Source organism: Streptosporangium sp. NPDC049248, from assembly GCF_040678965.1.
GTDB lineage: Bacteria > Actinomycetota > Actinomycetes > Streptosporangiales > Streptosporangiaceae > Streptosporangium > Streptosporangium fukuiense.
In genome coordinates, this window is the sequence record NZ_JBFAQY010000003.1 from 281,942 (window position 1) to 294,048 (window position 12,107).

Annotated in this window: 13 protein-coding genes; 3 read left to right on the top strand and 10 right to left on the bottom strand. The window is 70.8% G+C overall.

Annotated elements, in window-relative coordinates; all coding sequences use genetic code 11:
* Positions 1-12: 12 nt before the first annotated feature.
* The 10 genes from AB0K21_RS07965 to AB0K21_RS08010 form a co-directional block, all read right to left on the bottom strand.
* Complete coding sequence (locus tag AB0K21_RS07965; RefSeq protein ID WP_364148694.1) at positions 13-1,410, bottom strand: NAD(P)/FAD-dependent oxidoreductase; 1,398 nt, start codon at positions 1,408-1,410, stop codon at positions 13-15.
* Between the two features lie 91 nt (positions 1,411-1,501).
* Positions 1,502-2,173 carry a VOC family protein gene (locus tag AB0K21_RS07970; RefSeq protein WP_364148696.1) on the bottom strand — a complete coding sequence of 224 codons (672 nt, stop codon included), beginning with the start codon at positions 2,171-2,173 and terminating at the stop codon, positions 1,502-1,504.
* Positions 2,107-2,955 (bottom strand): hypothetical protein, encoded by an 849-nt coding sequence (locus tag AB0K21_RS07975; RefSeq protein ID WP_364148698.1) that lies wholly within the window; start codon positions 2,953-2,955, stop codon positions 2,107-2,109. Before AB0K21_RS07975 ends, AB0K21_RS07970 begins: the two co-directional genes overlap by 67 nt.
* A gap of 75 nt (positions 2,956-3,030) precedes the next feature.
* Complete coding sequence (locus AB0K21_RS07980; RefSeq protein ID WP_343962767.1) at positions 3,031-3,825, bottom strand: alpha/beta hydrolase; 795 nt, start codon at positions 3,823-3,825, stop codon at positions 3,031-3,033.
* Positions 3,822-4,727, bottom strand: coding sequence for a Rieske 2Fe-2S domain-containing protein (locus tag AB0K21_RS07985; protein ID WP_343962764.1), 906 nt, complete (start codon positions 4,725-4,727; stop codon positions 3,822-3,824). The genes AB0K21_RS07980 and AB0K21_RS07985 overlap by 4 nt, the downstream gene beginning before the upstream one ends.
* Positions 4,727-5,929, bottom strand: coding sequence for an FAD-dependent oxidoreductase (locus tag AB0K21_RS07990; protein ID WP_343962762.1), 1,203 nt, complete (start codon positions 5,927-5,929; stop codon positions 4,727-4,729). Before AB0K21_RS07990 ends, AB0K21_RS07985 begins: the two co-directional genes overlap by 1 nt.
* Complete coding sequence (locus AB0K21_RS07995) at positions 5,919-7,109, bottom strand: cytochrome P450 (RefSeq protein ID WP_364148701.1); 1,191 nt, start codon at positions 7,107-7,109, stop codon at positions 5,919-5,921. Before AB0K21_RS07995 ends, AB0K21_RS07990 begins: the two co-directional genes overlap by 11 nt.
* Before the next feature lie 31 nt (positions 7,110-7,140).
* Positions 7,141-7,992 (bottom strand): ABC transporter permease, encoded by an 852-nt coding sequence (locus AB0K21_RS08000; protein WP_343962758.1) that lies wholly within the window; start codon positions 7,990-7,992, stop codon positions 7,141-7,143.
* Positions 7,989-8,942 carry an ABC transporter ATP-binding protein gene (locus tag AB0K21_RS08005; protein ID WP_343962756.1) on the bottom strand — a complete coding sequence of 318 codons (954 nt, stop codon included), beginning with the start codon at positions 8,940-8,942 and terminating at the stop codon, positions 7,989-7,991. Before AB0K21_RS08005 ends, AB0K21_RS08000 begins: the two co-directional genes overlap by 4 nt.
* A 108-nt stretch (positions 8,943-9,050) precedes the next feature.
* Complete coding sequence (locus AB0K21_RS08010) at positions 9,051-9,437, bottom strand: hypothetical protein (protein WP_343962754.1); 387 nt, start codon at positions 9,435-9,437, stop codon at positions 9,051-9,053.
* 250 nt (positions 9,438-9,687) lie between these two features.
* Here AB0K21_RS08010 and AB0K21_RS08015 point away from each other — a divergent pair, with 250 nt between their 5' ends.
* Genes AB0K21_RS08015 through AB0K21_RS08025 form a run of 3 tightly spaced genes read left to right on the top strand, consistent with a single transcriptional unit; the run spans position 9,688 to position 12,097 of the window.
* Positions 9,688-11,004, top strand: coding sequence for a cytochrome P450 (locus AB0K21_RS08015; RefSeq protein WP_343962752.1), 1,317 nt, complete (start codon positions 9,688-9,690; stop codon positions 11,002-11,004).
* Positions 11,001-11,915, top strand: coding sequence for a methyltransferase domain-containing protein (locus AB0K21_RS08020; RefSeq protein ID WP_343962750.1), 915 nt, complete (start codon positions 11,001-11,003; stop codon positions 11,913-11,915). The genes AB0K21_RS08015 and AB0K21_RS08020 overlap by 4 nt, the downstream gene beginning before the upstream one ends.
* On the top strand, positions 11,912-12,097 hold the full coding sequence (locus AB0K21_RS08025; RefSeq protein WP_343962748.1) for a hypothetical protein: 186 nt from the start codon (positions 11,912-11,914) through the stop codon (positions 12,095-12,097). The genes AB0K21_RS08020 and AB0K21_RS08025 overlap by 4 nt, the downstream gene beginning before the upstream one ends.
* Positions 12,098-12,107: the final 10 nt, after the last annotated feature.

Here is a 12,107-nt window from a genome sequence, read left to right on the forward strand (position 1 = left end):
ATCGGCCCCTGATCAGTGGGGTGACACCGGCTCGGTGGCCCGTCCGATGCCCAGCCTCGGCTCGGTGACCAGATACAGCCCGGCGGCGCCGGCGCTGTCGGCGGTGTTCTCGCGGTCCTGGCCCGCGGTCAGCTCGCCTGCCAGCACCATCGCGTCCAGCGGCACCGCACCGCCGACGCGGGTGGCGTCGTCCAGGTCGGTCAGGCCCGCGGTGATCGAGGCGAAGGCGCCGTCGGTGGGCGCCTGGGCGCCGCGGACGCGTTTCTTCATCAGCTCCGGATACTGGCCCCTGGCCAGGCGCTGTGCCAGCCAGAAGTAGCTGTTCTTCCCCCGGTACTGCTCGTAGAAGCCGGCGACCATGGAGAACATCCGGCCGTAGGCGTTGCGGTAGTGGGACTCGTAGAATCCCAGCGCCTCGCGCTCGGTGACCTCCCCCGCGTGCGCGGACAGGATGGTCGCGGCCGCCAGCATGCCGCTGTACATGGCCAGGTGCACGCCGGTGGAGAGCAGCGGGTCCAGGAAGCAGGCGGAGTCGCCCGCCAGGAAGTAGCCGGGGCCGCAGAAACCGTCAGCCGAGTAGGAGAAGTCCTGCTCGACGCGGACCTGGCCCTGGAAGTCGCCGCTCGCCACCAGTTCCGCGACCGTCTCCGACTCCGCGACCAGGGTCAGGAACATCTCGTCCGGCGAGGAGAAGGCGGACCTGCGGGCCAGGAACTGGTCCTTGTGGGTGACGAAGCCCACGCTGTAGACGTCGCCGCTGAGCGGGATGACCCAGTACCAGCCGTTGGGGGAGGAGATCACGTTGATGCCGCCCCTGGGGGTGTCGGCCAGCAGGGCGCCGCCCCGGTAGTAGCCCCAGATGGCGACGTTGCGGAAGACGTCGTGCGGCCGCCGGTTGCGGAAGTGCTGCGCGGAGAGCACGCCGGCGCGGCCGGAGGCGTCCACCACGAAGTCGGCCGCGGTCTCCTGGCGGTGCCCTTCGTGTACCCATTCCACGCCCACGGCGCGGCCGTCGTCGAAGCCGACCTTCCTCACGCGGGCCCCGTGGACCACCTCCACGCCCTGTTCGGCGGCGTGCTTGAGCAGGACGTCGTCGAAGTCGGCGCGGTCCACCTGCCAGGATCGCACCTGGTCGCCGAAGAGGTCCGGCCAGTTGATCGTCCAGTCGCGCTCCGCGCCCCAGCGGAGCAGCAGGCCCTCCTTGACCTGGTAGCCGCGGGCCTCGACCTTCTCCCGCGCGCCGACCAGGTCGATGATGGCCCGGCAGGAAGAGGAGATCGACTCGCCGATGTGGTACCGGGGGAAGAAGTCCCGTTCCAGCAGGCGCACCCGGGCGCCGGCCCGGGCCAGCAGTGCCGAGGAGATCGCTCCCGCCGGGCCGCCGCCTATGACCACCACGTCAGGCGCCATGGAATACTCCTCCCGCAGGAAAACTGCTAACCGTTTAATCCTCGCAAGGTGCGGTGAATATTGTTAATACGTATTTATACGCATTTATGGATTAATTTAGGGTGGTGAGGCCGAAGACCGCGCCCAGCGGGTCGGCGAGCAGTCCGCCTTCCAGCGGGCGGGCCCCGGCCGCCAGAGCCGCCGCGACGGCACCGGCACCGGCACCGTCGCCATCACCGGCGCCGGCACCGAAGAACGGCACCCAGCCGGTTCTGGCGGAGGGGCGGATCACCAGGGGCGCGTCGCCGTACAGGCTCCGGTAGAACTCCGTCGCCGTCTCCCGGCCGGAGGTGTGCAGCTCGCAGGCGCACAGGGCGCCGGGCTCGTCCACCAGGACCACGCCCTCGTCCCGGCCGCCCTCCCAGAAGCCGACCGCCGCCCCCGAGGGGTCGACCGCCAGGCAGAGTCGGCCGTTCTCGCCCGCGGGCACCGGGCCCATCACGATCCGGCCGCCCAGGCGCCCGACCTCCGTCCGGGTGTGGCCGAGGTCCTTGGCGGCCAGGTAGACGTTCCAGGACGAGCCGAAGGCCGGGCCCATCGGGCTGGGACCGAGGCCACCGATGATCTCTCCACGCAGGGTGATCAGGTGGTATCCGCGGCTGTTCTCCCTGGTGAACTCCCAGCCGAAGAGGTCACCGTAGAACTGTTTCGCGCCGGTCAGGTCGACAGTGATGTGATCAACCCAGCACGGTGTTCCCGGTCCGTACGCGGTCCGCCGTGGCATGGGGGCTCCTTCTGGATCCTGTCGTCGATGAGTGCCGCGGCCTCCTCCGCGCCGCCGAACTCCGGCATGAGCAGCCGGTAGCGGGGCGCGTCGGCCAGTTCCGTGGCGGCCGGCGGCCAGATGTGCGGCTGGAACGACCAGGGTTCGAGCCTGCAGCGGTCGTCGTCCCCCTGGCAGAGCCTGACCAGCGTGGGTGGGGCCAGCCTGGCGGTGATCGGGACGGGCGGGCCCAGCCGCTCGGGGCGGACCAGGACGGACTCCCCGGCCAGTGCGGGATGAGCCTGCCGCCAGATCGCCGGGTCCGGCTCCTGGCCGATCAACCCGCCGCTTCTCGCCGACTCCAGGGCGCTGCCGCGCAGGTCCAGCGGGATGTGGAAGGGAAGGGTGTGCCCGGTGGTCCGGTCGACCACGAGGAGTTGCCCCGACACCGGCCGCCAGGACCGGCCGGCCAGTGCGGCCGCCACGCCGGCGCCGGGCGAGCAGGCACTGCCGATCAGCGCGACCGTCATGTCGTCCTTGGCCATGACGACGGCACGCATCACCAGGTAGAGATGGTCGAGTACGGCGAACGGAGGGAGCGGTGGTGGCATGGTGCTCCATCCTCGGAACACGCGACGCTGTAGCAACATCCCGTCGGGACGCTGGACCAGCAGTTCTCCCTCTGAGGACTTGTTGGTGAGAAGCTTCACGACCAGTTGTGGTTCGGCGGCCTCCACCAGATGGGGGCCGAACAGGAACGCCAGGTCGGTGGGGTCGAGTTTGGTCAGCACCATGACGGTCATACCGAAGAAACTCAATAACAGGGGCAACTATCCCCCCCTTACGGTTGTCCTTTTATAGGCATTTCTACAACCAGGTCAAGCAGTGTCTACTCTCTCAGATAACGCCAGCCCCGCAAATACGGCTTTAGCCGACATCTCTGGACATTCAAGCAGGGGAAGGTGTCCGGAGTGGTAAATCGTGCGGATGTCGCATTGTGCCACCATTTTTTCCAGCATTTTGGCATTGTCCACGAAGACAGGCATATCCGAATCTCCGATGATCACCGTGGTCCTGGCCCTGATCCGGACCAGATCCTCGGCCGAGTGCCGATGCGCGGTGAGACCCGCCATCGCCCCGCTGTCCAGCTCGGCCCAGGAGTGCCTGCCGATCACCTCGCGTAGCCGGGCACGCAGTTCCGGATGGGCCTCGGTGCCGCGGAAGATGTCCGGCGGGGAGCTCATCCACAGCTCGGCCATCTGCTCCCGCGCGCCGCCCGCCCTGCGCAACATCATGAGCTCCAGGTAACGCCGCCTGGCCGCGGGGTCGGGTGGCGCACCGCCGAGCGTCGGCGCCGCGAGCACCAGGTGACGTACCACCTCGGGTGCCTCCAGGGCCATCTGCAGCGCGACGCAGGAGCCGAAGGAGAGTCCCACGACCCGGTCCGCCCGCTCGGCCGAGGCGATCTCGGCCAGCCGTGCCGCCAGGGCGGGCAGCGTCACACCGGGCCGCAGCGGCTCGGAGCCGCCGTGACCGGGGAGATCCACACCGATGTGCCGCCAGCCGGGCAGCAGCCCCCACAGCGGTTCCCACAGGGTGAGGTCCATGGTGTAGCCGTGCAGCCACAGCACCGCAGGACCCGTCCCCGACTCGACCACGCGCAGCCCGTTCACGCCGGCTCCCGAAAGCCCGCGCAGAACCTCCGGTAGGCCACCACGGCCGCGTCCCCGCCGTCGAAGCGGGGCACCACCCGCGGATTCAACCGTTCCCAGACCACCGCGTCCTCGGCCAGCGCCCGCTCGCTGCCGCCGATGAGCAGCGGCAGCTCGCCCCGCTGCTCGGGGCGGACGCCGATCGCCACCCGCGCCACGCACCCGCCGCTCTCCCGGGGCACGGCGGCGGTGACGATGACCTGCTCCCACCCCGGCGGCCCGAACCGGGTGACGACCACGCCGGGACTGTAGGCGCACGCCAGGAAGCGCGCCCGGGTGACCGAAGGACCGGAGGTGCTCCCCGGCTTGGCCCCCATGACGAACTCGCCCTCGATGATCAGTTCGCCCTCGTCCCCGTCCCGGTGCGCCATCCCGCGGAGCCGCGGCACCTTGTGCACCTCGGTGAAGTGGTCGATGTCGAAGGCGTTCTCCACGATCATCGCAGGATCGACGTCCACCGGCTTGATCACGGCCGCGGTGAGCGGATGGGTCCCGCCCAGCTCCTTGAGCGCCCGGGTGAGCCCCCGGTCGTCGTCGGGGGTGTCCGCGAGCCGGACGAACACGGCCTCGCCGGAGACGATCACGTGGTGCTCGCGTACCGACCACCGCCTGGTGGTGTCGCCCAGCGCGATCCGGCGGCCGTGGAACGGGCAGACCAGGCAGTCGCCCGAGAGCCGTCCCCCGTAGCCGAGATGCGCGCCCCGATGCGGGCAGTCGGCGTCGAAGACCCGGATCCCCGCCTCGTCCCGCACGGCCACCAGCCGCCGGGTCCCGATCTCCAGGGGGGTCACCTCGGCTGTCAGCTCGGAGGTGAAGGCCGGTAGGTACCAGCCGGAATGTGGTTTCCCCAACTGCGCCGTCATCAGCCCATCGCCTCCAGGAGCCGGTCGGCGGCGAGCACCCCGCTGGCGATCGCCCCCTGAACCCACGGCAGTCGCGTTCCCGAGACCGTGGCCTCACCCGCGAAGAAGAGTGTGTCGGCGACCGGCTCGGCCCAGCGCGCGGGAGCCCGCTCGGCGCCGAGCAGCGGCGCGGTGAACGCGCCCCGGCTCCACGGGTCGGCCCCCCAGTCGGCGATCCGCCGCTCCAGCACCCGGGCCCCCGCCGCCCAGGGCAGCGCCACCGTGAGCATGGCCGACAGATCGGGACCGGTGGCGGCCCGCACACAGGCGGCCGCCGCGTCCTTGGCCACGATCAACGCCTCGGGGCGCCCCTCGCGGCAGCTCACGAAGCCGCTGACGCCGTCCGCGTCGAACACCGACGCGGTCTCCGGCGCGGGCACCGACAGGGTCGCGACCACGCAGCAGCCGTCACCCGCCGCCAGCTCCCGGGCAGCCTCGATCTTGTGCTCGGGCAGATCCTTGATGGTGAGCGTGCCGTGGGTCACCACGGCGGGCGGCACGGTCACCACCACCCGCTCCGCCTCCACGGTCCCGGCCTGCGTCAGCGCGGCGATGCGCCCCGGTGACCAGCCGAGCACCTGGACCGGGCGTCCGGTGTGCACCTCCAGCCCCGCCGCCAGCCGTCGCGGCAGCAGGTCGAACCCGCCGGACACGACGTACTCTCCCGGCCCGCCGTCGTCCCCCCGCTGGGCCGCGGCCACACCGGCGGCGCTGAGCCGGTCCGGGTCCGCGGCCCAGATCTGCCGGAACCACTCGCTCGCCACCGGGTAGGGCCCGCCGACGTCGCCGAGCCAGCCGTTCACCGACCCGCCGGCCCCGGCGCCCTCCGCGTGCAGCCTGGCCTCCAGCAACCAGGGCGGATGCGGGGTGCGGGCCAGCGCCCCCATGGGACGGCCCACCCGCCCGCTGATCACCCGGGCCGCGGTCGGCCGCGGCGCCGGCCCGGTCTCCACGAGCCCGTGGACAGGGTTGCGGTCACCGTGCACGACCTGCGCGCCCAGCTCCAGCGGGGGCCCGCCGTCCGCGGGCCGGAAGGTCTTTATCCGCCCGCCGACCCGTGACCTGGCCTCGACGACCACGGTGCGCACCCCGGCCCTGGCCAGGCGGTCGGCACAGGTGAGCCCGCTGACGCCGGCGCCGATCACGAGGACCTCAGTACGCATCCCCGCCTCCCAGCCGCACCGGGAGGGCGCGCAGCCGCCGGGGGATCAACGTGCCGGCCCAGGCCGGCTCCGGATCGGCCAGCGACGCGGCGGGGAACCGCTCGGCCAGCCGGGCCAGCAGCACCGCCCCGGTCTGTCGGACGAGCTGCGCCGCCAGGCAGAAGTGCGGCCCTCCGCCAAAGGCCAGGTGCGGGTTGGGCGTCCGGTCGAGCACCAGCTCCCCGGCCCTTTCGAAAACGGCCGGGTCCCGGTTGGCGGCGGCCACGATCGCCAGCACCCTGGCCCCCTGGGGCACCTGCCCCCCGGGCAGTGCCACGTTCCGGGTCGCGACCCTGGCGGTGAACGGAATCGGCGCCTCCAGCCGCAGCAACTCGTCCATCGCGACGCGCGCCGGCTCGCGGCCGCCCTCGCGCAGCGCGGCCAGCGCCTCGGGCCGGGGCAGCAGCCAGTACAGCGCGTTGCCGATCGCCTCGGCCAGCGGCTGCCACCCGCCCACCACGGCCAGCCCGAGCACTCCCAGCATCTCCGGCCTGCTCAGCCGGTCGTCGGCGGCCAGCCGGGCCAGCGGGCTGGGCGGCGCGGACGCGCAGTGCGCGTCCAGGAACCGGGTCAGCTCTCCCATGGCCGACCTGCCCAGCGCCGCCACCTGCGGCCCGGCCAGCGGGTCCAGATTGATCGAGGCCGCCTGGGCGAGCTGCGCGAAGACCTTCCGGTCGCTCTCCGCCAGCCCGAACAGCCGCAGGAAGACCGAGGTGGCCAGCGGGCCGCCGATCTCCGCGACCGCGTCGACCACGGACCGCTCCGCCAGCCGGTCGAGAAGCCCGTCCACGTCGGCGGCGATCGCCTCGGCCACCGACGCGATCGCCGCGGGTCCGAGCAGCAGCAGCCCCGGGGCGCGCAACCGGGTGTGATCGGGGGGGTCCGTGGTGAGCATCGACGGCGGCAGCTCCTCGTCGCGCGCCCGCCCCTGCTGCCCGGCACTCGCCGAGAAACCCTGGTCACGCAGTACGGCGGCGCAGTCGGCGTGCCCGGTCACCAGCCAGAGCCGCGACGCCGCGTCGTGGTGGACCGGAGCGCGGGCCCGCAGCCAGTCGTAGGCCGGATAGGGATCGGCCCGTCCCGCGGGGGAGAAGGGGTGAGCCAGGTGGGCAGGAAAGCGGATCTGGGTGCCTACCGTCACGCGTCAGTCTCCCTTGCGATCTCTTACCTGATCAGCGCACACGCGCGTTGCGCCAGCCGAACGTCAACGCGGTCAGCAGCAGGCCGCCGACCGCCCACAGTCCGAGGACCAGCGCGATGCGGCCGAGCTCCCACCCGCCCGCCGGTTCCACGACGGTGAAGCCGTCCGGCAGGAACACCGAACGGAACCCCTGCGCCATCCACTTCACCGGGAAGAGCGCGGCCGTGTTCTGCATCCACTCGGGAAGCTGGTGAAAGGGGTAGAAAACCCCGGAGATGAACTGCAGCACCATGAACACCGGCGTCACGATCGCCGCGGCGGACCGGCTGTTCGGGATGGCCGCGCTGTAGGCGATCCCGGCCAGCGCGCAGGTGACGGTGCCCAGCGTCAGCACCCAGGCGAGGGTGAACCAGCGGTGCGCGGTGCTCGGCCAGGGCAACCCGAACGCGGTCACCGCGATGCCGAGCAGCAGCACCGTCTCCACCACGGTGGTCACCACGACCTTGACCAGCTTGCCGATGAAGTAGGCGGGCTTGGGCATCGGCGTCATGGCCAGCCTGCTGATGAGGCCGGTGTCCCGCTCGATGGCGATGTTGATGGCCAGCCCGGAGAAGGCGGTGCTCATCACCCCGGCGGCCACGATGCCCGCCATGAAGACCTGCCGGAAATCGGTCTGGGTGCCCTCCACCTTGCCGTCGAAGATCGCACCGAACACCACAAGCAGGATCACCGGAAAGAAAAGGGTGAAGACCAGGGACTGCCTGTTGCGGAAGAACGACTTCAGCTCGACCGACGACCGGGCGGCACTGGCCCGCCACAGTCCGGGCAGCAACCCCTCCCCGAGTTCCCGGCCGGGGGCACGAACGGAATCGGTGACGCTCACTTGTTCTCCTCCGGCTGTTGTCGGTGCCGGTCGATGAGGTTGAGGTAGATCTCTTCCAGGGTGGGGCGGTGCACGATCAGCTCGGGTAGTTCGGTCTCGGCCCAGGACGCCAGCAGGCTCACCAGCCGGGTCGGCTCCGAGGTCAGCACGGTGACCAGGTCACCCGCGCCCGTCGGTCCCGGTTCGAGCACCGCTCCACGGGGCAGCTCGGGAAGTTCCCGGCCGGCCAGCGACTCGGAGCGCCGGAAGGACACGGCGGCCGAGGTCGTCGCACGCCCACCCAGCTCGCCCGGCGGTGCGCAGGCCACCAGCCGCCCGCCCGCGATCACGCCGACCCGCGCGGCCAGCGTCTCGGCCTCGTCCAGGTAGTGGGTCGTGAGCACCGTGGTGCGGCCGCGGGCGGAGAAGAACCGCACCAGGTCCCACGCCTCACGGCGGGCGACCGGATCGAGCCCGGTGGTGGGCTCGTCCAGAAAGATCAACTCGGGATCGCCGATCACGCCGACGGCCACGTCCAGGCGGCGCTGCTGGCCGCCGGAGAGCTCCGTCGTCCTCTTCTTCTCGTACGCTCCCAGACCGACCATGTCGAGCACCTGCGTGGGCGGCAGCGGCCTGGGGTACATGGCGGCGAACTGCCTGACCACCTCACCCACGGTGAGATCGGGGTAGGCGCCGGTGGACTGGCCGACCACCCCGATACGCGCCCGCCATTCCCGGGGGTCCCTGGCCGGATCCTGGCCGAGGACCTCCACGTCTCCACCGCTCCGCCGTCGCACGCCCGTCAGTATTTCGACGGTCGTGGTCTTTCCCGCGCCGTTCGGCCCGAGCAAGGCGAACACCTCGCCACGGTGTACCCGCAGGCTCAGATCGGTGAGCACCGGGTGCTCTCCATAACGCTTGCTCAGGCCGGTGACGGCGACCGGGTCGTTTTCCGCGGCGGCGGAAACCATCGACTTACTCCTCCGATGGAGACGGGAACGGGAACGGCATGGCGAATTTGGAGATCCAGCGTGTTCAGTGAATTCGGTGAATTCGGTGAATGCCGGAGAATCGGTGGATCAGGTGCAGCAGCAGCACGGGCAGCAGCAGTAGTAGCAGGCCTCCGCGGCGTTGGCGCCGGCCGCGATGTCGGACAGGTCGCCCTCGCTGAGCTCGGCCGCGTCGACCACCGGGGTCTCGGGGATGTGCAGCTCGTACTGGCCGGTCGCCAGGCCGACCTCCCAGAGGCCGACCTGGACGTCCAGGTTGCCCTCCTCGTGCCCCTCGGGGATGTGGCGCACGATGACGATCTCGGCGTCCTCCGGGATGGTCAGACCGGACTCGGCCAGCGCGGAGCGCGGGTCCGCGTTCAGCCGGGCCGCGTACTCCTCGTCCGACCAGGCGGTGATGAGGGTGCGGGTGTAGGCGTTGATGAATTCTGCCCGCTCCTGCGGTTCGAGCGCCATGTCATTCTCCCTCTGTTTGTTTACCGCTGCTTTCTGCGTCGGCAACTGAAAGGACTGTCGCATGGCCTGCGGCATATACCAAGACTTAAGTTGTTCGCCATTGATGTAAGTATTGATACCTTCATCAACGCAGTGTTACATTGGCAGCATGCCACAGTACGGATGTGCTCATCAATGACATTCAATACGTATATCCGGTACTTGTGAATACGTATCGGAGATACTTAAGCACCGTTAAGCGGAGGCGTCGGTGACGACTATCGGCACGCAGCTGCCCCCGGGCCCGCCCGGCCCGGTGGACATGGAACGCATGCGTAGCGACCCACTGGGGTTCGTGACCGGCCTGGCCCGGCGCTACGGGGACGTCACCGGCCACCATGCGAACGGCGAGCCCGTGTTCATGGCGCACCGCCCGGATCTCGCCCGGCACATCCTCAAGGACAACGTCGGCAACTACACGAAGGAGAACACGCCCGACGACCACATGCTCCGCCCGCTACTCGGAAACGGCCTGCTCACCAGCGACGGCGCGGAATGGGCCCGGCAGCGCCGGCTCTGTGCCCCGGCCTTCCGCCGCAGCGCGGTCGCCTCCTTCGACCAGATCATCACCGACGAGACCTCGGCGCTGCTGACCCGCTGGCGTGCCGCCGCGGAGACCGGCGCACCCCAGCCGATCGACCACCACCTCACCTCGCTGACCCTGTCGATCCTGACCCGCGCGGTGCTCGACGTGGACCTCGGCGCGGCGGGCGACGGGTTCGGCCGCGCGGTGGACGCCGTCAATCGCTTCATCGGCCACTACGTACCCGACCCCGATCCCGATCCGGCGGACACGAGCCGCCGCCGGCGGGAGTACGCACGCGCCCGCGCCCTGCTCGACATGATGACGCGCACCGTCATCGCCTCCCGCCGGGCCTCTCCCGCCGCGACCGGCACCCTGCTCGACACCATGCTCGGCGCCCTGTCCGACGCCGACCTCCGCGACCAGGTACTGACCTTGATCATGGCCGGTCACGAAACCACCGCCAAGGCCCTGACCTGGACCTGCTATCTCCTGGACCGCCATCCCGAGGAGGCGGAACGCATCCGGGCCGAGGTCGACCGGGTGCTGGGCGGACGCCCGCCCACGGCCGCCGACCTGCCCGACCTGCCGCTCTGCCGCCGGGCCGTACAGGAGGCGATGCGCCTGTACCCGCCGGTCTGGCTGATCTCGCGCCGCGCGACCGGCCCCGACGAGCTCGACGGCCATCCGGTACGGCCGGGCACGCTCGTCTGCGTCAGCCAGTGGGTCCTGCACCGTGACCCCCGCTACTGGGACCGCCCGGATGCGTACGTACCCGACCGTTTCGACGGCGTCGACCTCCCGAGTCATCTGTACCTGCCGTTCGGCGGCGGCGAGCGCATCTGCATCGGCCAGCACCTGGCGCTGATCGAGGCGACGCTGGTCCTGGCGATGCTCTCTCAGTCGGTACGGCTGACGCTGGAACCCGGTTTCCCGGTGGAACCGGAGGCACTGGTGACGCTACGGCCGAAGCACGGCATGCACATGATCGTGAGCCCCCGATGACCACTCTCCCCACCCCCCCGCACCCCCCGACCTCGTACCCGGGTCGGCCGGATCCCGTTTCCTCAACCCCGAACGCCGGTTCGTACAACCCCGCCACCACCACCGCGGGTGGGCTGGCGGGTGAGCTGGCGCGGCTGGAGGCGCAGGCGGAGCTCTCGTTCGACGAGGAGCTGAACCTGCTGCGCGAACTGGGCCTGACCGCGTCGGGCGGCCCGCTGGTCGAGATCGGCGCGGGATCCGGCGCGATCACCAGGCGACTGCGGCGGGCGCTGCCCGAGTTGTCACTGGTCGCCGTGGACATCGACCCGGACCTGCTCGCCCATGCCGAGGGCGCCGGCGCCGAGCTGATCGTCGCCGATGCCGCCGACCTGCCCCTGGAGACGGCGAGCGCGCAGTACGTACTCCTCAGGTACGTCCTTCAGCACCTTCCCGATCCCGCACCGGCCCTCGCCGAGGCCCGCAGGATCCTCCGCCCCGGTGGCCGCATCCTGGTCACCGAGGTGGACGCCTCCTGCTGGGGACTGGCCGACCCGGTCTACCCGGAACTGGTGGGAATCCACGCCAAGATGGCGGCGACCCAGCAGGCCGCCGGCGGTGACCGCACGATCGGCCGCCGCCTCACCCGCCTGCTCCGGGACGCCGGCTTCACGGAGGTCGCCCTCCGCCCGTTCGCCACCACCAACGACACCCGACCCACGGATGACTTCGCCCCCCACCTCGGCCCAGGACGGCTACAGCCGCTCGTGACCGCCGGAGTGTTGTCGCTCCGCGAGTTCGCCCTCGCCGCCGACCGCTGGAACCGGTTCCGCGCAGACCCCGACGCCTGGGTGATGCTCCTCGGGTTCACCGCAGCCGGTACCGCCCCCGACGCCTCTCAGAACGGCCGTCACCCCACCGAAGGAATCCAGTGAGCACCAACGTCAAGATCTTCATCACGATCTTCTGCTACATCAGCGCGGTGATGGGCCTCGTCACCGCCGTCATGCAGGCCAGCACCACCCCGCCCAACACCCCCGGAGCCATCGGTTCCGGAGTCGTCGGCGGCATCTTCCTGATAGCCGGAGTGGCCCTGAGCCGCAAACCCCGCTACTGATCTCAGAGGC